Annotated in this window: 25 protein-coding genes and 2 pseudogenes; 11 read left to right on the top strand and 16 right to left on the bottom strand. The window is 71.2% G+C overall.

Translation table 11 applies throughout. From position 1 onward, the window contains the following. From MKK55_RS17185 to MKK55_RS17125, 13 genes and pseudogenes are all read right to left on the bottom strand, one after another. Positions 1-176: pseudogene (locus MKK55_RS17185) on the bottom strand (type I secretion system permease/ATPase); the annotation flags it as partial. Positions 177-430: 254 nt separating this feature from the next. Continuing rightward, positions 431-1,549 carry a photosynthetic reaction center cytochrome PufC gene (gene pufC / locus MKK55_RS17180; protein WP_243936708.1) on the bottom strand — a complete coding sequence of 373 codons (1,119 nt, stop codon included), beginning with the start codon at positions 1,547-1,549 and terminating at the stop codon, positions 431-433. Then, positions 1,546-2,526, bottom strand: a complete 981-nt coding sequence (gene pufM, locus MKK55_RS17175; RefSeq protein ID WP_147729316.1) for a photosynthetic reaction center subunit M — start codon at positions 2,524-2,526, stop codon at positions 1,546-1,548. The genes pufC and pufM overlap by 4 nt, the downstream gene beginning before the upstream one ends. Before the next feature lie 98 nt (positions 2,527-2,624). Further along, positions 2,625-3,449 carry a photosynthetic reaction center subunit L gene (pufL, locus tag MKK55_RS17170; protein WP_147729315.1) on the bottom strand — a complete coding sequence of 275 codons (825 nt, stop codon included), beginning with the start codon at positions 3,447-3,449 and terminating at the stop codon, positions 2,625-2,627. A gap of 208 nt (positions 3,450-3,657) precedes the next feature. Next, positions 3,658-3,840, bottom strand: coding sequence for a light-harvesting antenna LH1, alpha subunit (gene pufA / locus MKK55_RS17165; protein ID WP_147730006.1), 183 nt, complete (start codon positions 3,838-3,840; stop codon positions 3,658-3,660). A gap of 11 nt (positions 3,841-3,851) precedes the next feature. Continuing rightward, positions 3,852-4,085 (bottom strand): light-harvesting antenna LH1, beta subunit, encoded by a 234-nt coding sequence (gene pufB / locus MKK55_RS17160; protein WP_147730005.1) that lies wholly within the window; start codon positions 4,083-4,085, stop codon positions 3,852-3,854. Between the two features lie 164 nt (positions 4,086-4,249). After that, positions 4,250-4,465 carry a hypothetical protein gene (locus tag MKK55_RS17155; protein WP_147730004.1) on the bottom strand — a complete coding sequence of 72 codons (216 nt, stop codon included), beginning with the start codon at positions 4,463-4,465 and terminating at the stop codon, positions 4,250-4,252. A 125-nt stretch (positions 4,466-4,590) separates the two neighbouring features. Continuing rightward, positions 4,591-6,057 carry a chlorophyllide a reductase subunit Z gene (gene bchZ, locus MKK55_RS17150; protein ID WP_243936706.1) on the bottom strand — a complete coding sequence of 489 codons (1,467 nt, stop codon included), beginning with the start codon at positions 6,055-6,057 and terminating at the stop codon, positions 4,591-4,593. Beyond that, positions 6,057-7,649: a chlorophyllide a reductase subunit Y gene (bchY, locus tag MKK55_RS17145; protein ID WP_243936704.1), complete on the bottom strand. Its 1,593-nt coding sequence runs from the start codon at positions 7,647-7,649 to the stop codon at positions 6,057-6,059. The genes bchZ and bchY overlap by 1 nt, the downstream gene beginning before the upstream one ends. 5 nt (positions 7,650-7,654) lie before the next feature. Further along, positions 7,655-8,641: a chlorophyllide a reductase iron protein subunit X gene (locus tag MKK55_RS17140; RefSeq protein WP_147843837.1), complete on the bottom strand. Its 987-nt coding sequence runs from the start codon at positions 8,639-8,641 to the stop codon at positions 7,655-7,657. Then, positions 8,638-9,573, bottom strand: coding sequence for a chlorophyll synthesis pathway protein BchC (gene bchC / locus MKK55_RS17135; RefSeq protein ID WP_243936721.1), 936 nt, complete (start codon positions 9,571-9,573; stop codon positions 8,638-8,640). Before bchC ends, MKK55_RS17140 begins: the two co-directional genes overlap by 4 nt. A gap of 86 nt (positions 9,574-9,659) precedes the next feature. After that, on the bottom strand, positions 9,660-10,874 hold the full coding sequence (locus tag MKK55_RS17130; protein ID WP_243936702.1) for an acetylserotonin O-methyltransferase: 1,215 nt from the start codon (positions 10,872-10,874) through the stop codon (positions 9,660-9,662). 10 nt (positions 10,875-10,884) lie between these two features. Continuing rightward, positions 10,885-11,754 (bottom strand): polyprenyl synthetase family protein, encoded by an 870-nt coding sequence (locus MKK55_RS17125; protein WP_243936701.1) that lies wholly within the window; start codon positions 11,752-11,754, stop codon positions 10,885-10,887. Between the two features lie 106 nt (positions 11,755-11,860). On the opposite strand from MKK55_RS17125, the gene crtD reads away from it, so the two are divergent. Together crtD and MKK55_RS17115 are read left to right on the top strand one after the other, a co-directional pair. Next, positions 11,861-13,399: a 1-hydroxycarotenoid 3,4-desaturase CrtD gene (gene crtD / locus MKK55_RS17120; RefSeq protein WP_243936710.1), complete on the top strand. Its 1,539-nt coding sequence runs from the start codon at positions 11,861-11,863 to the stop codon at positions 13,397-13,399. Beyond that, positions 13,396-14,253 (top strand): carotenoid 1,2-hydratase, encoded by an 858-nt coding sequence (locus MKK55_RS17115; RefSeq protein ID WP_147727369.1) that lies wholly within the window; start codon positions 13,396-13,398, stop codon positions 14,251-14,253. The genes crtD and MKK55_RS17115 overlap by 4 nt, the downstream gene beginning before the upstream one ends. Before the next feature lie 47 nt (positions 14,254-14,300). On the opposite strand, the gene MKK55_RS17110 is transcribed toward MKK55_RS17115, so the two are convergent. Then, positions 14,301-15,869: a GMC oxidoreductase gene (locus MKK55_RS17110; RefSeq protein WP_243936700.1), complete on the bottom strand. Its 1,569-nt coding sequence runs from the start codon at positions 15,867-15,869 to the stop codon at positions 14,301-14,303. A 242-nt stretch (positions 15,870-16,111) separates the two neighbouring features. Between MKK55_RS17110 and MKK55_RS17105 the strand changes: the two genes are divergently transcribed. From MKK55_RS17105 to MKK55_RS17085, 5 genes are all read left to right on the top strand, one after another. Further along, positions 16,112-16,588, top strand: coding sequence for a DoxX family protein (locus MKK55_RS17105; protein WP_147844035.1), 477 nt, complete (start codon positions 16,112-16,114; stop codon positions 16,586-16,588). 26 nt (positions 16,589-16,614) lie between these two features. Then, positions 16,615-17,076, top strand: coding sequence for a cupin domain-containing protein (locus MKK55_RS17100; protein ID WP_243936698.1), 462 nt, complete (start codon positions 16,615-16,617; stop codon positions 17,074-17,076). A 10-nt stretch (positions 17,077-17,086) separates the two neighbouring features. After that, positions 17,087-17,989, top strand: a complete 903-nt coding sequence (locus MKK55_RS17095; protein WP_243936696.1) for an SMP-30/gluconolactonase/LRE family protein — start codon at positions 17,087-17,089, stop codon at positions 17,987-17,989. Continuing rightward, entirely contained in the window at positions 17,986-18,912 is a 927-nt protein-coding gene (locus MKK55_RS17090; RefSeq protein ID WP_243936690.1) for a VOC family protein, read from the top strand. The genes MKK55_RS17095 and MKK55_RS17090 overlap by 4 nt, the downstream gene beginning before the upstream one ends. A 123-nt stretch (positions 18,913-19,035) precedes the next feature. Beyond that, complete coding sequence (locus MKK55_RS17085; protein ID WP_243936688.1) at positions 19,036-20,031, top strand: catalase family peroxidase; 996 nt, start codon at positions 19,036-19,038, stop codon at positions 20,029-20,031. A 21-nt stretch (positions 20,032-20,052) separates the two neighbouring features. On the opposite strand, the gene MKK55_RS17080 is transcribed toward MKK55_RS17085, so the two are convergent. Then, complete coding sequence (locus MKK55_RS17080; protein ID WP_243936685.1) at positions 20,053-20,439, bottom strand: type II toxin-antitoxin system VapC family toxin; 387 nt, start codon at positions 20,437-20,439, stop codon at positions 20,053-20,055. Beyond that, complete coding sequence (locus MKK55_RS17075; protein WP_243936683.1) at positions 20,436-20,669, bottom strand: type II toxin-antitoxin system Phd/YefM family antitoxin; 234 nt, start codon at positions 20,667-20,669, stop codon at positions 20,436-20,438. Before MKK55_RS17075 ends, MKK55_RS17080 begins: the two co-directional genes overlap by 4 nt. A 172-nt stretch (positions 20,670-20,841) precedes the next feature. On the opposite strand from MKK55_RS17075, the gene lgt reads away from it, so the two are divergent. The 4 genes and pseudogenes from lgt to MKK55_RS17055 form a co-directional block, all read left to right on the top strand. Beyond that, positions 20,842-21,729: a prolipoprotein diacylglyceryl transferase gene (gene lgt, locus MKK55_RS17070; protein ID WP_244028036.1), complete on the top strand. Its 888-nt coding sequence runs from the start codon at positions 20,842-20,844 to the stop codon at positions 21,727-21,729. 4 nt (positions 21,730-21,733) lie between these two features. Then, the gene (locus MKK55_RS17065) at positions 21,734-22,807 is read left to right on the top strand and encodes a class I SAM-dependent methyltransferase (RefSeq protein WP_243936682.1); all 1,074 of its coding nucleotides are present in this window, start codon (positions 21,734-21,736) and stop codon (positions 22,805-22,807) included. A 112-nt stretch (positions 22,808-22,919) separates the two neighbouring features. Continuing rightward, a complete protein-coding gene (pgeF, locus tag MKK55_RS17060) occupies positions 22,920-23,690 on the top strand; it encodes a peptidoglycan editing factor PgeF (protein WP_243936681.1) in 771 nt (256 codons plus the stop codon). A 270-nt stretch (positions 23,691-23,960) separates the two neighbouring features. Further along, positions 23,961-24,411 (top strand): annotated as a pseudogene (locus tag MKK55_RS17055) (porin family protein); the annotation flags it as partial.

The following is a 24,411-nucleotide window of genomic DNA, read 5'->3' as shown; positions in this document are numbered from 1 at the left end:
ATCAGCGTCGGCACCGAACGGCTCGGGATCACCCGGTCGTAGACCTCCAGCATGAAGAACGAGCCGGTGAGGTACAGCACGTTCACCACGCCGCTCATCACCGCGACGCCGACGAACGCCGTCCGGCAGGACGTCAGGGCCGAGCTGAGCTCTCCGGGATCCCGCGCACGCATCATGTTCCTGCCCCCGGCATGCATTCGTTCACTGTGTGCTTGCAACCGTACGTATATAATACGCGAATGGTGTTTCCTGTCTGTATACGCGCGCGCGATTTCTGAAAAGTGGCGGTATTCACCGGGATGCGCGTCCGATATGCAAAGGCCGCGCCGCGCCTCCCGTCGCCTCCCGCAACGAGAACGGCCGCCGGACGGGGGTCCGGCGGCCGTTTCGGGATCGGGACGTTCGACCGGGGCTCGCCCGGCCAGGGTTGTCAGGGTTTCGGCGCGGGCGCCGGCATCGCCGGATCCGGCGTCGCCGCGGGCTGGGCCGGCACGCCGGCCGGCATGTCCGCCGAGGCGACGGGCCCGGCGAGCTCGGGATAGGCCTCGACCACGTGGGCGCCGTTGAGCGGCTTGTTGGCGCCGTTGTGGCAGGTGGCGCAGTTCATCTTCGGTACGTCGCCGAGCGGGCCGTGGCGGTTCGGCGGCAGCGTCTCGGAGAGCGGCAGCATGTAGTCCTCGTTCAGGTCGCGGACCATGCGGATGCCGTGCCAGGCGGCGACGCGGTTGGGCGTGCTCGTGCTCCAATCCGCCACCGAGCGGGTGTTGTGGCAGAAGGTGCAGTTCACGCCGAGCGACTGCGCCATGCTGATCATGATCGCGAAGGTCTTCTCCGCGTCCTGGATCGGCTTGCCCTTGGTCTCCGGCAGGGCCGAGGTGGCGTTGACGCGGATCGCGTCCTCGGGCGTGTTCTTGTGCGCGTAGAACGCCGCGTAGACGCCGTAGGGCAGCGAGGTCAGGCCGACCTGCGGGCTGGCAACGTTCTGCCCGTTGTTGCGCGAAATGACGCCGTGCCCCGCGTTCGGGCCGGGATTCTCGAACCAGATGTTCTTCGGCACCGGCTGGCCGCGGTGGCAGGTGTAGCAGGTGACGCCGGCCTCGTGGACGTGGTTCTCCTTCCAGGTCGAGTTGATGTGCTGGACCATCTGCAGCATCCGCCTGGCGACGCGCTTCTGGTACAGGCTGTCGTCGGCCATGTTCTCGGTGTTGTGGCAATAGGTGCAGCCCTGCTCCGGGGCGACCCACTCGGTCATCGAGGCCATCAGGCGGTTGAAGTTGTCGGCCGAGAGATCGCCGAGGACCTTGACGTTCTGGTAGACCGCCGAGGCCTTGTCGCCCCCGGGCTCGGCCGGGTCGGCCGGCGCGGGCGCCTGGTTGGCCTCGATCTTGGCGGCCTTGTTCGCCCGGGTTTCGATGACGTCCATCGCAGTGCCGCGGAACCCGGTCTGCTGCTGCGCCATCGGCGGGCGGGTCCAGCCGGCGGTGCCGAGCATGGCGATCGTGAGGAACAGCGCGGCGACCGCGCCGGCGACGGCGAGCAGGGTTCTCATGGGTGCACCGAGGGGGCGACGCTGGAGGGATCGACGATCGGGCCGTAGACCTGCGGATAGGACGGCGCGACCCCGTGCTTGACCGCCCAGAGGTACCAGTTGTCGACGACGGTGCCGGTGAGCAGGATGCCGATGCCGCCGGTCAGCGTCGTCAGCACCGCGAACCACCAGGCCCAGCGGTGGACCGATTCCATCGTGGCGTTGAAGCCCATGGTCCAGCGCCAGAACAGGGCGGCGCGCTCGGTGGCGGTGCCGCGGTCGACGATCTGGTCGATCTCGCGCTCGGCGCCGTAGCGCGAGCAGGCCAGGATGGTGCCCCCGTGCATCGCGAACAGCAGCGTCGACCCGTACAGGAAGACGATCGAGAGCATGTGGAACGGGTTGTAGAACAGGTTGCCGTAGCGCAGCGAGAACGCGGCGGTCCAATCGAGGTGCGGGAAGATGCCGAACGGCACCGCCTCGCTCCACGAGCCCATCATGATCGGGCGGATGAAGCCGAGCACGAGGTAGAGCCAGATCGCCGAGGCGAACGCCCACGGCACGTGCTTGCCCAGGCCGAGCGCCGCGGCGCGGCGGTAGAGCCGGAGCCACCACAGCAGGATCGAGGCGGTGAGGAAGAAGCCGGCGATCAGCCACCAGCCTCCCTCGTTGAGCGGCGGCAGGATCCGGAGGCCGTATTGCGGGCGCGGCGGCTCGAGGGCGAGCCAGGGCAGCTGCCGCACGAACTGGATCGGGTCCCAGTTCACCGACGCCCACATGTTGAGGCCGATGATCTCGAAGGCGATCAGCCCGCAGGCGAAGGACAGCGCCCCGAGGTAGCCGATGTAGATCGGCCCGACCTGCGCGTTGCCGATCAGCCCCATCAGGTAGCTGTGGAACGGCTTGCCCCAGCGCGAATCGACGGCGACCGGGACGCCGTGCTCCGCCTCGATCGGCCGGATCTGCACCTGGGTGAGGATGTTCTGGTAGTACGCCATTGCCTGGGCCCTTTCCGGGAGCGTTCTTCAAGCGACGTGGTGGCCGTATCCGTCCCGCCCCCGGCCGCGCGACGATCGCGGCCGGGCGACTTCGCGGCTCAGCGCCAGACCGGCAGGTTCAGCCACCAGCCCCACCATTCCGGCCAGCCCTGCGTCCAGAACGGGCCGCTGATCACGATGCAGACCGCGCTCCAGAATCCCGCCGACAGGGCCAGGAACAGGCCGAGGCGGTGGATGCCGAGCGTGCCGATCGAGTAGCCGATCGTGTCGCGGAAGAAGGTGTCCTCGTGCTCGGGGCTCTTCACGGTCTCGCCCTTGGCCGGGTTCGTCGCCGAGAGGATCAGGCCGCCGTGCATCGCCAGAGCGAGCGTCGTGGTGAAGAAGAAGGTCACGGCGAGCATGTGCGCCGGATTGTAGTGGAAGTGCAGGTACTGGTAGCCGGTGTTCGACACCCAATCGAGGTGGCTGAGGATGCCGTACGGGAAGCCGTAGCCCCAGGCGCCCATCAGGAACGGGCGGACCACGACCAGGACGACGTAGGCGAAGATCGCGACCGCGAAGGCGAAGGGCACGTGGTAGCCGATGCCGAGCTTGCGGCAGATCTCGACCTCGCGCAGCGCCCAGGACGAGAACGCGCCGATGGCGCAGAACGTGATGATCTGCCAGAGGCCGCCCTCCTTCAGGGGGGCGAGCGCCAGCCCGTACTTGATGTCGGGCGGCGCGATGTTGATCTGCCAGATGTTCCAGGTCGGCCCGAGCGCCGCGCCGTAGATGATCAGCGCCGTGCCGAGCGCGCTGAAGAACAGCGTCGTGACCCCGAAGAAGCCGACGTAGAACGGCCCGACCCAGAAATCGAACAGGTCGCCGCCGACGAGGGTGCCGCCGCGGACGCGATACTTCTTCTCGAAACTCAGCATCGCCATGGCGAATAGCCTCCGGATGGGTCTGCGGCCGTCGGGCGCTCGTGCGGGCGCTCGTGCGAGCGGTCGTGCGAGCGGCCTTGCGGCAGCGCTCGGGTGTCGGGCGCAGCGGGCGGGAGGATCGGGGCTCCGGTCCGCTGCCTTCGGTGCGCGGCGTCTCGTGCGGCATGCCGGCCGGGCGGGAACCCGGCCGGCACGCCGCGGGGCCGGGTCACGCCGGGGTCGGCGCGACGATCTGGAGGGAGGCCGCCTTCGAGTCCTTGGCGCCCTCCAGCCAGTTGAACCGGCTGGTGCTGAGCAGGATGAAGTGGATCAGCAGCGCGAGGACGAAGAGGAAGGTGAACAGCGCCACCAGCGTGCGGCGGGGATCGAACAGGAGCCAGACCTTGTGCATGGTGTCCTCCCTTACGAGATCATCGAGACGAGGCCGTGGACGGCTTGGGCCCCGCCTTCGAGCATGGCGTAGCCCTTCGGCCCGGGCAGCCACGGGCGCCACATCCAGACCAGGATGTGCGCGACCACGGCGATCGCGGTGAAGATGATGAAGCTCGTCAGGAAGATCGCGTGGAACTCCTTGGCTTCGGGTTCCGTCAGCCCCGAGAGGCTGCTCGGTCGTTCGAGCGTTCCGGGATTGGCCATGGTTGAAGTACCTCCGTTTGGCTGACCGCGCGGCAGGGTCGCGCGGGGGTGAGCGCCGTGGCGGCGTTGGGTGCCACGACCGGACTTCCACCCGTTCTGCCCGGACGGAAGCGTCTCGAAGGGCTCGGCCGGCGCGAAGCGCGATCCGGCGCGGCCCGAAGGCGTCAGCCCATGAAGGCGTAGGGGATGGCCGAGACCGCCATGGCCTTGGCCTCGCCGAAGACCGAGCGGCGCTGGGCCGGGCGGCCCGGCTCGCGCGCCGGCATCACGCGCTGGGCGATCGCGGCGGCGAGGAAGAACGGGTAGGTCGCGCCGAGGATGACCTTGAACTGGACCTCCTCCTGGTGGAGCCGGGACGTCGCATCGATCGATCGGGCCATGGATGTCCTCCTGGGCGCTGGGGCCGGCGCAGGGCGCGGGCTCGGCGGGGTGCGGGCGGATTCGTCCGGCCGGAGCCGGGGCGAAGGGGTGTGGGCGGCAGGGATCGGCAGGCTCGCGGACGCGTTCATGCGGCGACTCCGAGCTTCAGGGCGTCGTGGGCGGTCTCGACGTGCCCGGGTGCGACCTCTCCGGCGCCGTCGCGGCGGGCGCCGCGCTCGGCGGCATCGCGCAGGCGCTTGGCCATCGAGATCCGGACCAGGACCGGCTGGCGCTCGACATGCGTGTCGAGGAGCGCCCGCGCGGCCTCGTTCCACGGCAATTCGCGATGCATCCGCGCCGGCGTCGCCTCGACCGCATCCATGTCGCGGGCGAGCGGCAGGATGTGGAAGAGCATGTCGAACAGCGCGTTGCAGACTTCCTGCACGAGGTAGGTCGCGCCGGAATAGCCCATGAACGGCGTGCCGGTGTGCCGCCGGATGATCGCGCCGGGGAACGAGGCCGGCACGAACACCGCCCGGCAGCCGCTCTCGGCCGCGTACATCCGCTCGTTGAACGAGCCGAACAGCACCAGCGGCGGATTGTTCGCGATGGCCGCGCGCACGGCCGCGTTGTCGGGCTTGGCGCCGGGCTTTCGCGCGAAGGCGAAGGTGCAGGGCAGCCCCATCTCCTCCTCGAGGAAGTGGCGCACGCCGCGCGCGTAGGTGTCGGTCGCGACGATGCCGAAGCTCGCGGTGCCGAAAAAGTCCTGCGTCACCGAGCGCCACAGGTCCCAGACCGGCTTGATCGTGGTGTGCTTCTCGCGCTCGATGAACGGCTCGGGATCGAGGCCGAGGATCTCGCCGAGCGAGCGCAGGAACTTGGTGGTCGAGAGCACGCCGATCGGCGCCTGCAGGTAGGGCCGCTCCAGGTCCTCGCAGAGCAGGCGCCCGAACTCGCGGTAGAGGCAGACGTTGGCGTCGGCATTGACGAGCTTGGGCACGTCGGCGAGATGCGAGCCCAGCGGGAAGACCAGGTTGATCTCGGCGCCGATCCCCTCGACCAGGCGCCGGATCTCAGCGAGGTCGGAGGGCATGTTGAAGGTGCCGTAGGCCGGCCCGATCAGGTTGACCCGCGGGCGCTCGCCCTCCTTGCGCGCGGGACGCGGCGGGATGCCCTTCTTGGCGAAGCGCTTGGCGCCGTATTCCTGCCAGAGCCAGCGCATCGCCCGGTCGGCGGTCTGCCACTGGTCCTCGTCGATGGTGCGCGGCAGGAAGCGCTGGATGTTGGTGCCCTCCGGCGTGACCCCGCCGCCGATCATCTCGGCGATCGAGCCGGTGACGACGACGCTGGGCTGGCCGGGATCGAGCACCGCATGCGCCCGCTTCATCGCGCCCTCGGTGCCGTGGCGGCCGAGCTCCTCCTCGCCGAGGCCCGTGACGACGATCGGAAGCTCGTGCGGCGGCAGCGCGTCGGTGTAGTGCAGCACCGAGGTGACCGGCAGGTTCTCGCAGCCGACGGGGCCGTCGATGATGACCTGCAGGCCCTTGATCGCCGTGAAGACGTAGACGGCACCCCAGTACCCGCCGGCGCGGTCGTGATCGAGGACGAGCATCAGGCCATCTCCCCGATAGGCGTGTTGTCCAGCAGGAGACCTTGGTCGTGCTTCTTCGGCGCGGGCGCCCGCGCCACGCTCTTGCGCAGCTGCGGCACCGCCTCCCAGACGCCGGCGGCGTGGCCGGTGCCGACGCCCTCGAAGAAGCCGCGCATCGCGTCGAAGCGGCCCTTGTTGCCGAGCGCGGCGTTGATCACCTTGGCGAGCGAGCCGGCGCCGGCGACGCCCATCAGCGGCCGTGCCGAGATCAGGTTGGTGAAGTACAGGGCCGGCGTGCCGGCCTCCTTGGCCTTCTGCACCACCGGCGTGGTGCCGACGGCGAGGTCGGGCCGGTATTCGCGCATCGCGGCGAGGTCGTCCTCGAGCGAGGCCCGGAACTTCACCTGGACGCCGCGGGCCTCGAGCCAGTCGCGGTCGGCCTCCGCCCAGGGCGTCCTCGGGCAGGCGGTGCCGACGTAGCGCAGGTCGGCGCCGCTTTCGATCAGCAGGCGCCCGACCAGCAGCTCCGAGCCCTCGTAGCCGGAGAGGGTGATGCGGCCCTGGATCGGGGCGGCGGCGAGCACGCCGCGGATCGGCGGCAGCAGGCGGTTCTTGGCGGCCTCGACCAGGCCGCGCGGGACGGCGCAGGCCTCGCCGATCCGGTCGAGCCAGTCCGCGGTGCCGTCGACGCCGACCGGCGCCGAGCCGACGATCGGCCGGCCGGCCGCCTCGAACTCGCGGATGCTCGCGGTGTAGAACGGGTGGATCGCCGCCACCGCCGCGCCGTCGAGCGCCGCGTAGAGCTCGCGCCATTCGCGGGTCGGGACCACGGGGCCGGCGGCGAGGCCGAGCGGCTCCAGCATCGCGCCGATCACCACGGGATCGGCGGGGAACATCTCGCCGAGCAGCGTCACCGTCGGGCGCTCGGAGCGGCCGGCGCGCGGCGCCTGGACCGGGCCCTGCTCGGCTTCCGTGCGCGCGAACCGCAGCATCGCGCCGGCGAGCACGTCCTTGGCCTCGGCATGGGTCGGCACCCCGAAGCCCGGCACGTCGATGCCGATGATGCGGACGCCGTCGATCTCCTTCGGCAGCAGGCGCAGCGGCACGCCCGAGGCCGTCGGCACGCAGAGGTTGATCACCACGACGGCGTCGTAATCGGCGGGCTTGGCCGTGAGGAACACCGCCTCGCGGATGTCCTCGAACAGCTTGCCGGTGACCAGCGTCTCCGAGTTGAACGGCACGTAGCCGACCGAGCGCTTGGCCCCGTAGAAGTGCGAGGTGAAGGTCAGCCCGTAGACGCAGCAGGCGGAGCCGGACAGGATCGTGGCGGTGCGCCGCATCCGCAGGCCGACCCGGAGCGAGCCGAAGGCCGGGCACATGCTCTGCGGCTGGTCGTGCGGCCCGACGGGGTAATCCTTGGCCAGCCGGTCCAGGGTCTCGCTCATGCCGGCCTCGGCGGCGGCGGCCCGCATCACGTCCTTGCCGGCATGGCAGCCGAGGCCGTCGCCCTTCGTCGCCGCGAGGTTCACGGCCGGCGCCTGCGCGGCGGCGAGCGTCGAGGCCGGGACTTCCCGGCGGGCGCGGAGCGCGGCGATGTCGAGGGTGACGGCCATGCGCCTCAAACCTCGTCGTAGACGACTTCGAGGGACGGCTTGGCGACGTGGGCGACGCCGCACATGTCCTCGAAGGTCGCCGGCACCAGCACCACGTCGCGGCCGGTGGTCTCGCTGGAGAACAGCCCGAGGAGGCCGTCCTGCGAAAGCGGCGTCGGGTGATTGGGCTTCGCCTCGGCGACGTTCTGGGCGAGATCGGCGAACAGCGAGCCCCAGCGCCCGTCGGGCCGGCCGATGATCTCGTAGTTCGCGCTCTTCCTGCGGATGTCGTCGTCGGCCGGGATCGAGGCCAGCACCGGGATGCCGACGGCGGCGGCGAAGGCCTGGGCCTCGCCGGTGTGGTCGTCCTTGTTGATCACCAGGCCGCCGACGCCGACATTGCCGCCGAGCTTGCGGAAGTATTCGACCGCGGAGCAGACGTTGTTGGCGACGTAGAGCGACTGCAGGTCGTTCGAGCCGACGACGATGACCTTCTGGCACATGTCGCGGGCGATCGGCAGGCCGAAGCCGCCGCAGACCACGTCGCCGAGGAAGTCGAGCAGGACGTAGTCGAAGCCCCATTCGTGGAAGCCGAGCTTCTCCAAAAGCTCGAAGCCGTGGATGATGCCGCGGCCGCCGCAGCCGCGCCCGACCTCGGGGCCGCCGAGCTCCATCGCGTAGACGCCGTCGCGCTTGAAGCAGACGTCGCCGATCGCCACCGGCTCGCCGGCGAGCTTCTTCCGGGTCGAGGTCTCGATGATGGTCGGGCAGGCCTTGCCGCCGAACAGCAGCGAGGTGGTGTCGCTCTTCGGGTCGCAGCCGATGAGAAGGACCTTCTTGCCCTGCTGGGCCATCATGTAGCTGAGGTTGGCCAGGGTGAACGACTTGCCGATGCCGCCCTTGCCGTAGATCGCGATGATCTGCGTTTCCTTCTTCGCCGGCGCGGTCGCCACCGGATCCGGCTCGATGGCCGCTTCGGCGCGGAGCGCGGCGTTGGTCAGGTGCATGTTCATGCGTTCCTCCAGTCGAGGATCATCTTCAGGCACTCGGGCTCGCCGAAGGCCGTGCGATAGGCCTGCTGCGCCTCCGACGCCGGGCGCCGGTGGGTGATCAGGCCGTCGAGGGAGAGGGCACCGCGTGCGACGAGCGCGCTCACCGCCGCGAGGTCGTGCGGCCGGAACTCGGCCGCGACCCGGATCCGGGCCTCGCGCAGGAAGGCCGGCGGGAAGGCGAAGGCGAGCGGCGCCTCGTAGAAGCCGGCGAGCACGATCTCGCCGCCGGAGCACAGCCGCCCGATCAGCGTGTCGAGGAGGCTCGCATCGCCGCTGACGTCGGTGATCGTCGCGTAGTCGCGGCGCTCGTCCTGATCGGGGTGGATGACGGGATAGCCGAATTCGCCCCGCGCCCGGACCGGATTGGTCTCCCACACCGTCGGCATCGCGCCGGACAGGGCGGTGAGCCGGGCCAGCAGGCGCCCGAGCACCCCGTGGCCGACGATCAGCGAGCGCTCGCCGGGGGCGTTGCTCGCCATCGCGTGGTAGGCGGTGGCGGCGAGCGCCAGCAGGATCGCCTTCTCGCCCAGGGCGGGGTCGACCGGCACCAGCTTCTCCGCCGGCACGATCAGGTGCGAGGCGGCGCCGCCGAACAGGCCGCGCACCGTGCCGAAGCAGCGCGCGCCCGGCACGAACACCGCTTGGCCGACGCTCAGGTCCGAGCCCGCGGGCGCCGATTCGACGGTGCCGACCGACTCGTAGCCCGGCACCAGCGGGTATCCCATGCCGGGGAAGCTCGGCATCCGCCCGGTCCAGAGCAGGCGCTCGGTGCCGGTGGAGATCCCGCTCCAGGTGACGGCGACCACCGCGTCGCCCTCTGCGGCCGGAGTCAGCGGCAGGCGGTTGAGCGCCAGCACCTCCGGTTTCTCGAGAACGACGGCGAGCGCGTCCATGTGCGGTGCCTCTTCCATCCCCGGCCCGACTCTCCCGGTCGGCCATCAGTCATCCTAGAATGACAATGAAAAGCGTCAAGGCAAATTTACACTTCGCCGCGCTTGCGGGCGACGACGAGGCGCGTCAGCAGGGGACGACGGGTCTTCACGCTGCGGATCGCGTCGAATCCGGCATCGCGAAGCATCGCGGTCAGCTCCTCGACGGTGCGGGCGCGGCCGCTGCCCATGGCGAGCAGGTAGAAGCCGAAATAGGCGTCGCCGATCGGCTCGGCCCCCCGCGTCCCGGCCATCGGCTCGGCGACGAGCAGCGTGCCGCCGGGGGGCAGCGCGTCGTGCGCCGCACGCAGCAGCACCGCGGCGCGGGCGTCGTCGTGGTCGTGGACGATCCGCACCAGCGAGACCGCGTCGGCGCCGCGCGGCAGCGGATCGGAGAAGAAGTTTCCGCCGCGGCAGGCGACCGTCAGGCCCGCCGCACCGAGGCGCGCCTCGGCCCGGGCGGCGACCGCCGGCAGGTCGAACAGCATCAGGTGCAGGCCGGGGTGGCGGGCCGCGGCGGCGGTGACGAAGGCGCCCTCCCCGCCGCCGACATCCATCAGGCAGGCGTGCGATCCGAGCGGATAGGCGTCGAGCACGTCCTCGGCGATCAGCGCCTGCGAGGCCGCCATCAGGCGGCTGTAGCCGGCGACCGCCTCGGCCTCCGCGGCGTCTGGCTCGGCGGCCTTGGCGTAGGGCCAGTAACCCGAGAGTTGCGTCGGGGGTCCTTCGCCGCGCAGCAGCGCGACCGGGTCGGCGAGATCGGCGTAGAGCATGGCGTGATGCTCGATCATTGCCGCCACCGACGGGTTGCCGATCAGCGCCGCGCCGAGGTCGGCCAGCGCCCAGCGCGCGTCGGGCAGGCGGCCGATCAGGTCGAGGGAGGCGGCGGCCTTCAGCAGGCGCTCGGCCCGCTCCGGTGCGAGACGGAGGCGCTCGGCCACCACGGCCGTCGCGAGCGGGCCGGGCTGCAGCGTGTGGAACAGGTCGAGCCGGACGCAGGCGAGCAGCACCTGGGAGTAGGTGAACCCGGCGCAGAGGTCGAACAGCGCCCGGGTGTTCGTCCGCGCGATGCGGCGCGTCAGCGGAAACCCGGCGGCCCAACGCTGGAATACGGGGCTCGCGACGCGGGCGATGCGGAAGGCGCGCCAGCGCTCGCGAAGGTTTCGAAACGCGAGCCACCCTCCCCTCGCCGAGGCGAGCGGGACGGCGCGGAGGCCGTTCTTCTCCCCGCCGGAGACGATGCCCACGCTGGTCTCCGCCGCCATGCCCCTCGCCTCAGGCGAATTCGTGGGCGAGGCTCGCGGGCAGGAAGAGCCGGGTCTGCGCGGCGATCTCGGCGCGCAGCGCGTCGGCGCCCGGGCAGGTCGGGATCACCTCGATCGCCTCCGCCGAGAGGCGCTTCAGCCGCTCGAGGGCGCCGCCCATGCCGAGGAGCAGGGCGGCGTTCGGCCGGCCGAGGGTGGCGTCGCGGCCGGCGGGCTTGCCGATCTCCTCCTGGCGGCAGGCGACGTCGCGCAGGTCGTCGGCGACCTGATAGGCCTCGCCGAGGCATTCCCCGAGGAGCCGCCACGGCAGCGGCGTCGCGCCCGCCGCCGCCGCGCCCGCCACCGTCGCGGCGGCGAACAGCGCACCGGTCTTGGCCTGCTGGTAGTTCGACAGCGCGACCTGCTCCTCCGATTCCCAGGCCTGGCCGGCGACGATGCCGGCCGGCGAGCCGACCGCGCGGGCGACCAGCCCGACGAGCGCCGCGAGCCGATGCGGGTTCCTGGCCGCGCCCCGGGCCAACGTCTCGAACGCGAGCACGATCAGCGCGTCGCCGGTGAGCACCGCCAGCGGCTCGCCGAAGGCGACGTGCACGGTGGGCTTCTGCCGGCGGGTCTCGGCGTCGTCGAAGCAGGGCAGGTCGTCGTGGACGAGGGAGGCGCAGTGCAGCAGCTCGATCGCGGCGGCGGCGGACTCGGCGGCGGCCGGATCGTCGTCGCCGCATGCGGCGGCCACCGCCAGGCAGAGCCGGGGCCGGATGCGATGGCCGCCCGGGAACACGGCGTAGCGGATCGCCTCGGCGAGCCGCGGCGGGGCGCCCGGCGCCTCGGCGTAGGCGACCGCGTTGTCCAGGGTCCGTTCGATGCGCTGGCCTGCGTCCACCGTGACCTCCAGTGTCAATTTGCTTTGACTTTTCGAAGTGTCATCTATGATTGACACTTGTCGCGGGTGAGATCAATGCCGGATCGTCGTGCGGCACGGGGGAACGATGGCGATCGAGCGGGTCGTGGTGATCGGGGGCGGCATCGGCGGGCTCGTCGCCGCCCTCCGGCTCGCCGTGGCCGGATGCGCGGTGACGCTGCTCGAGACCGCCGGCGTGCCAGGCGGCAAGATGCGCAGCGTGCCGGTCGGCGGCACCCGGATCGAGGCCGGCCCGACCGTGTTCACCATGCGCTGGATCCTCGACGAGATCTTCGCCGAGGCCGGTGCGGATCTGGGTGAGCGGGTCGCGCTGAGCCCCGCCCGCATCCTCGCCCGCCACGCCTGGAGCGCGTCCGAGCGGCTCGACCTGCTCGCCGACGTCGACGCCTCCGCCGACGCGATCGCCGCCTTCGCCGGCGCGCGCGAGGCCGAGGGCTACCGGCGCTTCTGCGCGCGGGCCGAGCAGGTGTTCCGCACCCTCGACGCGCCGTTCATCCGCGGCGCCCGGCCCGGACCCGTCGACCTCGCCCGTCGCGCCGGCCTGTCGGGGCTGGGCGACCTGTGGCGGATCCAGCCCTTCGCCACCCTGTGGGGGGCGCTCGGCGACTACTTCCGCGACCCGCGCCTGCGGCAGCTGTTTGCACGCTACGCCACCTATTGCGGCTCCTCGCCGTATCAGGCGCCGGCGACGCTGATGCTCGTCGCCCATGTCGAGCAGGCGGGCGTGTGGTCGATCGAGGGCGGCTTGAGCCGGCTCGCCGCGGCGGTCGCCGCGCTGGCGCGCGAGCGCGGCGCGACGATCCGCACCGGCGCGCACGTCGCGCGCATCCTGGTCTCGGGCGGTGCGGTCTCGGGCGTGGTCCTCGCCGACGGCGAGCGGATCGCGGCCGACGCGGTGGTGATGAACGGCGACGTCTCGGCGCTCGCCGCCGGGTTGCTCGGGCCCGCGGTGGTCGGCGCCGCCGATCCGGTGGCGCCGGCCGAGCGCTCGCTCTCGGCGATCACCTTCTGCCTGAACGCCCGCACCGCGGGCTTTCCGCTGGCGCACCACACCGTGTTCTTCGGACGCGACTACCGGGCCGAGTTCGACGCGATCCGCCGCGGGCGACTGCCGCCCGACCCCACGACCTACGTCTGCGCGCAGGATCGGGCCGGCGACGCGATGCCGGACGGGCCCGAGCGCCTGCTCTGCCTCGTCAACGCGCCGGCCCGGGGCGAGCGACCCTTCACCGATACGGAGATCGACGCATGCGAAACGACGATGCGGGCACGGCTGACGGCGTGCGGCCTGACGATCTCCGCCGCCGAGACGGCGGTCACCACGCCGGACCGGTTCGGCACCCTGTTCCCGGCGACCGGGGGGGCGCTCTACGGACGGGCCTCGCACGGCTGGAGCGCGACCTTCAAGCGGATGGGCGCGCGGACCCGGCTGCCGGGCCTGTACCTGGCGGGCGGCAGCGTCCATCCGGGGCCGGGGGTGCCGATGGCGGCGCAATCGGGGCGGATCGCGGCGGACACGCTGCTGGCGGATCGGCGGGCGGCGCGCCCCGCTTCGACACGCCGGTCGGCCGCGACGGCTATGTCTGGTGGTACGTCGACGCCCTGAGCGCGGACGGCACCCAGGGGCTGACCATCATCGCCTTCATCGGCAGCGTGTTCTCGCCCTACTACGCCTGGGACGCCACGCGGAACCCGTTCGAGCACTGCGCCGTCAACGTCGTCCTCTACGGCGCGCGCGAAAACCGCTTCTGCATGACCGAGCGCGGCAGCCGCGCCCTGTCGCGCGATGCGACGCAAATCCGGATCGGGCCGAGCGGCATGGCCTGGGACGGCACCTCGCTCACCATCACCCTCGACGAGACCACGGCGCCGGTCCCGTCGCGGGTCCGCGGCACGGTGAAGCTTCATCCCGGCGGGATCACGCCCGGGCCCTTCACCCTGGACGCGCGGGGCGCGCATCGCTGGTGGCCGATGGCGCCGTCCTCGCCCGTCGAGGTCGCGCTCGACGCGCCGTCCGTGCGCTGGTCCGGCACCGCCTACTTCGACACCAATCACGGCGACGAGCCGCTGGCCGAGGCCTTCACGAGCTGGACCTGGTGCCGGGCGGACCTCGGCGACGGCGCGGCGATCCTCTACGACGTGTGCCGCCGCGACGGCTCGGGCCAGAACCTCTCGCTCCGCTTCGACCGCACCGGCGCCCGCCGCGATCTCCGCCCGCCCCTCGCCGCGGCCTTGCCGCCGACGCGGTTCTGGCGCGTGCCGCGCGCGACCCGCAGCGACGACGGGCGGGCGGAGGTGGTGCGGACCTTCGAGGACACGCCATTCTACTCCCGCTCGCTGCTCTCGGCCCGGCTCGCCGGCGAGACGGTGCGCCCGGTCCACGAGAGCCTGTCGCTCGACCGCTTCCGCAATCCGCTGGTGCGGCTGATGCTGCCGTTCCGGATGCCGCGGCGGGCGTGACGACCAGGCGTCACGCGCTCGTCCGAAGCGGGTCGCGATCGAGCCCGTCAGCCCAGCCGTTCGGCGATGTGGTCGGCGACGCGCAGTGCGTTGGCGACGATCGTCAGCGTCGGGTTCACGGCGCCGATCGAGGGGAAGAAGCTCGCATCGGTGACGTAGAGGTTGTCGAGCTCGTGCGCCTTGCAGGTCAGGTCGAGCACGGACGCCTTCGGATCGGTGCCGAAACGCAGCGTGCCGGCCTGATGCGCGGTCCCGCTCAGGGGGATGTTCTTGCCGAGATAGAGCGAGCGCTCGAACAGGTAGGTGTAGAGCCCGCCCGGACGGAGCAGATCCTCGAGCTTGCCGCGCAGGCGGTCGTGCGCCTCGCGGTTGGTCTCGCGCACGTCGAGGATCACGCGGCCGTCATGGCCGAGCATCACCCGGTTGTCGGGATGCGGCAGGTCCTCGCTTTGCAGCCAGAAGTCCATCGAGTGGCGCGCCACCATCTCGAACGGGGCATTCGGCAGGAAGCCGGTCCATTTCGGAAACTCCTCGCCGCGGATCTGCTCCGGATGCGTCTTGGCGCACATCTGGATCAGGCCCATGGGAAATTCCCAGTCCTTCGACTCGAAGTAGAAGTCCGAGACCGCGAGCGTCTTCTGGAAGACGGTGTCGTTGACCTCCTTCGACAGGGCCATCAGCACCGACATGGTGTGGCGCATGTAGTTGCGCCCGACCTGGTCGGAGCCGTTGGCCAGCCCGTTCGGGTGGGCCGCGTTGGCCGAGCGCAGGAGCAGCAGCGCCGAGGACAGCGCGCCGCACGCGACGACGACGATGTCGGCGGAGTAGCGCTCCGCCCGGCCCTCGCGGGTGACGTTCACCGCCGTCACGGTGCGGCCCGACGGGTCGGTCTCGAGCGTCGAGACGTAGGCGTTGACGAGCAGCGTGACGTTGTCGTGGCGGGCCAGCGTCGGGTCGACGGTCATCACCTGCGCGTCGGCCTTGCCGTTGAGCAGGCACGGGAACCCGTCGAAGGCGTCGCAGCGGATGCAGATGCTGGTCGGCGTCGGCTTGCCGTTGCGCTCGTCGAGCTTGATGCCGAGCGGCAGGTGGAACGGGTTGAGGCCGACCTTTGCCCAGTCGTCCGACAGCTTCTGGATGCGCGGCTCGTGGCTGACCGGGGGATGGTCGTAGGGGCCGCTCGCCCACGGCTCGTTCGGATCCTCGCCGCGTTGCCCGTGCACGGCGAACAGCGCCTCCGCCTGCCCGTAATACGGCTCGAACTCGGCATAGGAGACCGGCCAGGCCGGCGAGAGGCCGTCCACGTGACGGACCTCGCCGAAATCGCGCTCGCGCATCCGCAGCAGCGCCGAGCCGTAGACCTTCGAGTTGCCGCCGACATAGTAGTGCAACGCCGGGCTGAGGGTGCGGCCGTCGCCGCCGTACCAGGTCTCCTTCGCCTGGTAGGCGCCGTCGACGAAGACGGTCTTCGAATTCCAGTTGTCCTGCGAGCGCGGGAGGTAGTCGCCGCGCTCCAGCAGCAGGATGCGCTTGCCGGTCCTCGCCAGCCGCGACGTCAGCGAGCCGCCGCCGGGGCCCGAGCCGATCACGATGACGTCGTAATGGTCCTCTCGCATCGGTCGGCCTCGCACTGCAATACGCTGGAGAAAACGGGTTCGCCGGCCAACGGCACAAGCCTGGAGGCGTTCCAGGCTGGCCGGTCACGGCATCGTGCGCGCTGCGATGCAGCAAACGCACCCGCTTCCGCCGCCCGGCCCGGCAACTGCGGCGGGTGAGCGGCGTTGGGCCCTCGAGCACGAACGCCGCCCCTCCCCCGTCTCGCCCCGGATCTCGTGATGCCCGTCACCCCAGGCCCCCGATGACGTGGCTCGATCTCGTCGCCGTGCCGCTCGCGGCCAAGCTCTGCCTCGTCTTCATGTTTCCGCTCAGCGCCTACGACAAGGTCGCGCACTGGGACGAGGCCATGGGGCAGGCTCGCTCCGGCCCGCTGCCTTTCCCGGCCCTGCTGCTCGTGCTCGGCATCCTCGTCGAGGCGGTGACGCCGGTTCTGATCGTGACCGGCATCTTCGATCGCGCGGCGGCCTTCATCCTCGCCGGCTTCTGCGCCGTCACCGCGCTGATGTACCACCCGTTCTGGCGGTTCCCGGACTTCTGGTCGAAGAACGGCGAGGGCCGTGCCCATTTCTGGGACTTCTTCAAGAACTTCGGCCTCGTCGGCGGGCTTCTGCTGGTGGTGATCGGCGGCACCTACGCCCCGGCCTCCGAGGTCGTTCGGCACCCGCTCTCGAGCGGCCCGCAGGCCGCCCCGGCCCTGTCCGCCCCCGACAACCGTTGACGACCCTCTCTCGCAAGGAACCCGAAATGGCCAATCAGCACGACGGCGGGCCGCCGCCCAGGATGCCGTACTGGCACGTCTACACCGACGCCGAGGGCGTGAGCCGGCAGGAACGGTTCGCGCTGTCGGCGTTCAAGTTCGAGGGCATCGACCCGCAGACCGCGCCGCAATGGAACGACAAGCAGGCGCCGTCGCAGGCCGGCGTCACCTTCACGGTGCTGCCGGTCGGCTGGGTCGGGCAATGGCACGAGAACCCGCGGCCGCAATGGATCGCCATCCTGTCGGGCCGCTGGTTCGTCGAGACCATGGACGGCACCCGCGTCGAGATGGGACCGGGCGAGCTGATGATGGGCGAGGACCAGAACACCAAGGAGCGCGACGGACGGAAGGGGCATCTCTCCGGCACGGTCGGCGACGAGCCGTGCACGATGATCGTCACCGGCCTCGACGTGACGCCGACCGTGAACCAGCCCGGACGCTTCAAGTAGGCCCTCGCCGATGGATGGCTTCGAGATCACGCAGCCGCGGTTCAAGGCGTTCGTGCTGCCGAACGCGCCGCTGGAGATGCTCGCCGAGGGCTTCCGATGGTGCGAGGGCCCGGTCTGGTTCGGCGACCGCGACGAGCTCCTGTTCTCGGACCTGCCGAACGACCGCGTGATGCGCTGGAGCGAGTCCGGCGGCGTCTCGGTGTACCGCTCGGGCACCGGCTTCGAGAACGGGCACGCCCGCGACCGGCAGGGGCGCCTGCTCTCCTGCTCGCACCGCGACCGCCGGATCACCCGGACCGAGCTCGACGGCACGATCACCGCGCTGGTCGAGCGCTACCAGGGTCGCCGCCTGAATTCCCCGAACGACGTCGTCTGCAAGTCGGACGGCACGATCTGGTTCAGCGACCCGCCCTACGGCATCCAGACCGACTACGAGGGCGGCAAGCAGGCCTCCGAGCTGCCCGCCAACGTCTACCGCTTCGACCCGCGCGACGGCTCGCTCGCGGTCGTGGCCGGCGACTTCGACGGGCCGAACGGGCTCGCCTTCTCGCCGGACGAGACGAAGCTCTACGTCGCCGAGAGCGGGCTGCAATTCGCCGAGGCGCCGAAGAAGTTCATCCGCGTCTTCGACGTCGCCGAGAATGGATCGCTCTCGGGCGGCGACGTCTTCCACACCGTCGAGCCGGGCTTCGCCGACGGCTTCCGCCTCGACGACGAAGGCTATCTCTGGTCGAGCGCCGGGGACGGCGTGCATTGCATCGATCCGCACGGCGAGCGCGTCGGCAAGATCCTGGTGCCCGCGACGGTCTCGAACCTCGCCTTCGGCGGCCGCAACGGCAGCCGGCTCTTTCTCTGCGCCTCGCACACCCTCTACGCGATCTACACCAACCGGCGTGGGGCGCGGCTCCTGTGAGCGCCCTGGTCCGATCGATCGCCGGGTTCGAGCGCACCGTCGCGGACCTGACGCGGACGGAGGCGTTTTATCGCGACGGCCTCGGCTTCTCGCGGGTCGGCCCGATCGAGCCGCTGCCGGCTGCGATCGGCGACGCCTACGGATCCCCCGGGGCGGTGGGCTCGCGCCTGACGATGCGGCTCGGCCGGCAGATCGTGGCGTTCCTGGCCTTCGATCCGCCGGGCGCGCCGTACCCGGACGCGCCCCGTGCCACCGATCCGGTCTTCCAGCATCTCGCGATCCCCGTCCGCGCGATGGAGGCCGCGTTCGGGCAGCTCTCGCGCCTGTCGCCGACCGCCGTCAGCGTCGGCGGCCCGCAGGACCTGCCGAAGACGTCGGGCGGCGTCACGGCCTACAAGTTCCGCGATCCCGACGGGCACCCGTTGGAGCTGATCGCCTTCCCCGGCGGCCCCGCCGCCGAGCGCTGGCAGGCCGCGCCCGGCCTGTTCCTCGGCATCGACCACTCGGCGATCACCGTCACGAGCCTCGAGGCCGCGCTCGCCTTCCACGCGGCGCTGCTCGGCTTCCGCGTGGCGCAGCGAGGTCTGAACGCGGGCGAGGCGCAGGCGCGCCTCGACGGCGTCCCCGATCCCGTCGTCGACGTCCTCGCCCTGGAGCCCGGCGGCCCTGCGACGCCGCATCTGGAGCTGCTGCACTACCGCCAGCCCGCGACGGAGAAACCGACCCCGGCGCCCTTCGGTCCGCGCGACCGGGCGACGACGCGGCTCGTCCTCGAGACCGCCGACGTCGCCAAAGCCGTAGCGGCGATCCGGCAGGCCGGCCACCCGGTGCGGCTTTCGGCCGACGGCAGCACCGCCTACGCCGAGGGACCCGACGGGCATGGGCTGCGGCTCGTCGACCCCAACGGCAGCGCGCGCCGATAAACGGCCTCGCATCGCGGCGCGCGGCTCGATCCTTTTGTGCAACTCCAGATCGTGGCAATAGCCATCCATCGCCGCCGGTCGCCGCCTCGGGTGCCGGAGGGCCGCCCCGATCCGGAGACCTGCATGACCCGTATTCCACTCCTCCGACGCGCCCTGGCGGGCGGCCTCATGCTCGCCGGTCTGGCCGGCACGCCGGTCTCGGCCGAGGACGGCACCACCGCCGAGCAGACCGTCGACGCGATGAACACGCTCTGGGGGCAGCATCCGGGCATGCGGGCCAACCACGCCAAGGGGACCGTCGTGGAAGGACGCTTCACGCCGAGCGCCGAGGCGGCCAAGCTCAGCAAGGCGTCGGTCTTCGCTGGTGCCGCCGTGCCGGTCACCGCCCGCTTCTCGGACGCCACCGGCCTCCCGACGATCGCAGACGGCGCGGCCAACGCCAACCCGCACGGGCTCTCGCTCAAGTTCAAGCTCGCCGACGGCAGCGAGATGGACGTCGTCACCAACAGCCTGAAGTACTTCCCCGTCGCCACCGGCGAGGAGTTCCGCGACCTGCTCGTCGCGATCGCGAAGAGCGGGAAGGATGCCGGAAAGCCGACGCCGGCCGAGACCTTCGTGGCGAGCCACCCGGCCGCGGGCAAGGCCGGCGCCACCGCCCGGACCCCGACGAGCCTGGCGCGCCAGACCTACAACGGCGTCAACGCCTTCATCCTCGTCGACGCGAGCGGCAAGCGGCAGGCCTTCCGCTACCGCATCGTGCCGGTCGAGGGCGAGGAGCTGCTCGGGTCCGAGGAGGCCGCCAAGCAGGCGCCGGACCACCTGATGAGCGAGATCCGCACGCGGCTCGGCAAGGCGCCGGTCTCCTACAAGGTGCTGGCCCAGCTCGCGGAGCCCGGCGACCGGACCGACGACGCGACCCAGCCGTGGCCGGAGGAGCGCCGCCTGGTCGAGATGGGCACCCTGACGCTGACCAAGCCCGTCGCCGACAGCGCGAGCGCCGAGAAGGCGCTGCTGTTCCTGCCGAACGCCCTCACCGACGGGATCGAGGTCTCGGACGATCCCCTGATCGACGCGCGGGTCCAGGCCTACGCGGTCTCGTTCGGGCGGCGCTCGCAGTGAGGGCCGGGCGCGTCGCCCGTCTCACCAGATGCGGGTGACGCGCCCGTCGAAGACGGCATCGGCCGAGATCAGCGGCATCGCGCGGATCGGCGCCGTTGCCGCCGGCAGACGGTCGAACGGGTCGCGATGCGACCAATCCATCGTGCCGGCCATGAGGCAGATCTCACCCGTCAGCGCAGAAGTTCTGCCGCCCTGCTGGAGGAGGAGGTCGGCGAGGCTGTCGGCGAAGGGGGCCATGTCAGGCCATTTGCCGAGGCGCACCTTCTGACCGATTTCAAAGAAGGTGATCGGGCTCACATAAACCGTCGCGGCCGCAGATATGCTTTGCCGCGCCGCAAGGGAGAGGCGACGATCGTTGGTGGGCGACCAAGCCCAGGCATGCGTGTCCAGGAGAAGGCTTCCGCTCAACGCCCACCCTCCCACAGGTCGAGCGCATCGGCGTCCATCGGTTCGAGGAAGTCGGGACCCGGACCTGTCACGCGACCTTCCAGAAGACCGATCTTGAACGTGGTCTTCGGGATGGCGACCAATCGGACGACGGGCTCGCTTCCACGGGCGATGATGACCTCCTCGCCACGCAGAGCTGCTTCGATCAGCTTGAACAGCTGAGTCTTGGCCGCATGGACGGTTATCTGCATCGCACATTCCCAACTATAAGACGGCACGATCTTAGCTGAGTCGACTAGGTTCGCTAGGGAGGCAGGCAGTGCCTCCTCGCCATCGGGCCCGAGGCCTGAGCAAGGACCGATGCCCAGGCTTGACGCCTCCCGGGGCCCACGTCCAATGCCGGCGTTTCCACGGGAGGTCCCGATGCTCTTCGCCCTGCCCTTCCCGGCCATCGATCCGGTCGCCGTCGCGATCGGGCCGATCACCATCAAGTGGTACGCGCTGGCCTACATTGCCGGGCTGATCGGCGGCTGGTTCTACGCCCGCCGCCTGGTGATGGCCGACCGCTACTGGGGCGTGGTGCGGCGCCCGACCACCGCCGACATCGACGACATGATCGTCTGGGTGGCGCTGGGCGTCGTCCTCGGCGGGCGCATCGGCTACGTGCTGTTCTACAATCTGCCGATGTATCTCGACGACCCGATCGAGATCCTGGCGATCCGCAACGGTGGGATGTCGTTCCACGGCGGCTTCCTCGGGGCGATCCTGGCGATGCTGCTGTTCGCGCGCTCGCGAAAGCTCGGCGGCTACACGCTCCTCGATCTGGCCGCCGTGGTCGTGCCGATCGGGCTGTTCTTCGGCCGCATCGCCAACTTCGTGAACGGCGAGCTGTGGGGCCGGGTCGCGCCCGACTTCGCCTATGCCGTCGTCTTCCCCACCGGCGGCCCGCTGCCCCGCCATCCGAGCCAGCTCTACGAGGCCGCGACCGAGGGGCTGCTGCTGTTCATCGTCATGGCGCTCGCGGTGAACCGCTTCGGTTTCCGCAAGCCGGGCCTCCTCGGCGGCATCTTCGTGCTCGGCTATGCCGTCGCGCGGACCGTCTGCGAGCTGTTCCGCGAGCCCGACCGCCAGCTCGGCTACCTGTTCGGCGACCATCTCGGGCCGCTCGGCGGCGGCGTGACCATGGGCATGCTGCTCTGCGTGCCGATGGCCGTGGTCGGGCTGGTCTTCATCGTGCTCGCCGCCCGCGGCGTCACGCGGCCGCGCCATCCCGTCGAGGCCGCCGCGCTGCAGACGGAGACGGCGCGGTGAGGACGTGAGCCCCACGCCCCTCGGCGCCGAGATCGCCGCCCTGATCCGCGAGACCGGGCCGATCGGGATCGACCGCTACATGGCGCTCTGCCTCGGCCATCCGGTGCACGGCTACTACCGCACCCGCGACCCGCTCGGCCCGCGGGGCGACTTCACCACCGCGCCCGAGATCAGCCAGATGTTCGGCGAGCTCGTCGGGGTGTGGATCGCCTCGGTCTGGGCCGCGATGGGGGCGCCGGCCCCGCTGCGCCTGGTGGAGCTCGGCCCCGGCCGCGGCACGCTGATGGCCGACACGCTGCGGGCGCTGCGCACCGTGGCGCCGACGGCGGCGATCGACCTCCACCTCGTCGAGACCAGCCCGGTGCTGCGGGCGGCGCAGGAGGCGACGCTCGCGGCGGCGACGCCGACCTGGCACGCGGACGTCGCCTCGGTGCCGCCCGGCCCGGCGATCGTCGTCGCCAACGAATTCTTCGATTGCCTCCCCGTGCGCCAGTTCGTGCGGACGGCGCGCGGCTGGTGCGAGCGCCTGGTCGGCCTCGCGGACGGCGCCCTCGCCTTCGGCCTCGCGCCCGACCCGACGGTCGCGATCACCGCCGCGGCGGCCGAGGGGGCGCTGATGACCCTGCCCGCCCCCGCCCTCGAGCTGGCGCGAACCCTGGCGCAACGCGTCCGCGACCAGGGCGGAGCCTTGCTCGTCGTCGATTACGGCCATGTCCGGCCGGGCTTCGGCGACACCCTCCAGGCGATCGCCGGGCATCGCTTCGTCGGGCCGCTCGACGCGCCGGGCGAGGCCGACCTCACCGTGCATGTCGACTTTCCGGCCCTGGCGCGCGCGGCCGCCGAGGCGGGGGCGGCGATCCACGGCCCCGTCGATCAGCGCGCCTTCCTCGATGCGCTGGGTCTTCCCGCCCGCGCGGCCCGGCTGAAGGCGCGCGCGACGCTGGCCCAGGCCGAGGCGATCGCGGCCGCGTCGCTCCGGCTCACCGATCCGGCCCCCGGCGGGATGGGAAGCCTGTTCAAGGCGATGGCGATCACCCAGCCGACCCTTCCGCCGCCGCCGGGATTCGCGCACGGCTGAGGGCGCCGCGGGTGCCATCGTCACCGCCGGCGCCTTCGGTTATCGACGGGCGGACGTGATCCCGCATCGCGGGCGCGAAGTCTCGCCAGGAGCCGCCATGCCAGGAGCCGCCATGTTCGTCGAAGCGCCGGAACTCAGCTCGCATTCGGGCGTCCGCCACGCCTTCTTCACCCGGCAGGGCGGCGTTTCCGACGGGCTCTACGCCTCCCTCAACGGCGGGCTCGGCTCGCAGGACAGGCCCGAGGCCGTCGCCGAGAACCGTGCGCGGATGTGCGCGCAGCTCGGGCTGCCGGCGGATCGGCTGGTGAGCCTCTACCAGGTGCATTCCGCGCAGGCCGTCGTGGTCGAGGCGCCGTTCGCCCCGTCGGAGCGCCCGAAGGCCGACGCCATGGTGACGCGGGTTCCGGGCCTCGCCCTCGGGATCGCCACCGCCGATTGCGGCCCGATCCTGTTCGCCGATCCCGAGAACGGCGTCGTCGGCGCCGCCCACGCGGGATGGAAGGGCGCGCTGACCGGCGTGGTCGAGGCCACGGTCGCCGCGATGGAAGGGCTCGGCGCCCGCCGCTCGGCGATCGTCGCGGTGCTCGGCCCGACGATCGCGCAGGGCGCCTACGAGGTGGGCACGGATCTCATGACGCGCTTCCGGGACGAGGCGCCGGGATCGGATCGGTTCTTCGCGGCCGGCACGCGGCCCGACCATGCACAGTTCGACCTGCCGGGCTTCGTGCTCTCCCGCCTGGAGCAGGCGGAGATCGGAGAAGCCGCCATCCTCGGCCTGTGCACCTATTCCGACCCGGACCGCTTCTACAGCTACCGCCGGACCACGCATCGCGCCGAGGCGGATTACGGCCGGCTGATCTCGGCGATCGCGCTGACGCCGTAGGCGGGTTCCATCGAAGGAACCGCATGCGACAATCTGTCCAGAGGCGGGACGCGAAAAAAGCGTGGCCGCAAGTGAACCTTGACCATTCGCGTGTGTTTATCGGGACAGGTACCAAGGCAACAACGGCGGGGCGCCACAAAGGGGCCGTCTTCAGGACGGTCGGCGTTACCGCGATGCAACAGCATCCTTGGAGCCATTGACTTAAAGACGGGCAATCGGTGCCGGACGGGCCAAAAGGCCGGCGGCACCAGATGGAATGAGGACCAGACCATGAAATCCATGCTTCGGGGCGTCACCGCCCTCGCCGGCATCGCGCTCGCCGGCTCCGCCTTCGCCGCCGACCTTCCGCGTCGCGCCCCGCCGCCGGTGTTCACCCCGGTTCCGGTGTTCACCTGGACGGGCGCCTACTTCGGTATCAACGCCGGCTACGGCTTCGATGCCAGCGATCGCCGCGTCGCCACCGTCGTCGGCGTCTCCCCCGGCAACGCCATCCTCCCCTGCCCGGCCGGCGGCAACACCGGCCGCGTGCTAGACTTCGGCGGCAGCCGCGGCCACGACGGCTTCACCGGCCGTGGCCAGGTCGGCTACCACTACCAGTTCACCCCGGGCTCGGGCGTCGTGATCGGCATCGAGGCCGACGCGCAGTACGTCGACTTCGGCCAGACCAGCAACCGCTTGTCGGCCAGCCACGGCGTCGTCGGCGGCGGCATCCTGCCCGGCA

This window comes from Methylobacterium sp. J-059 (assembly GCF_022829485.1).
Classification (GTDB): domain Bacteria; phylum Pseudomonadota; class Alphaproteobacteria; order Rhizobiales; family Beijerinckiaceae; genus Methylobacterium.
The sequence above is the reverse complement of the archived record's forward strand: the minus strand, read 5'-3'. Positions and strand labels throughout refer to the sequence as shown.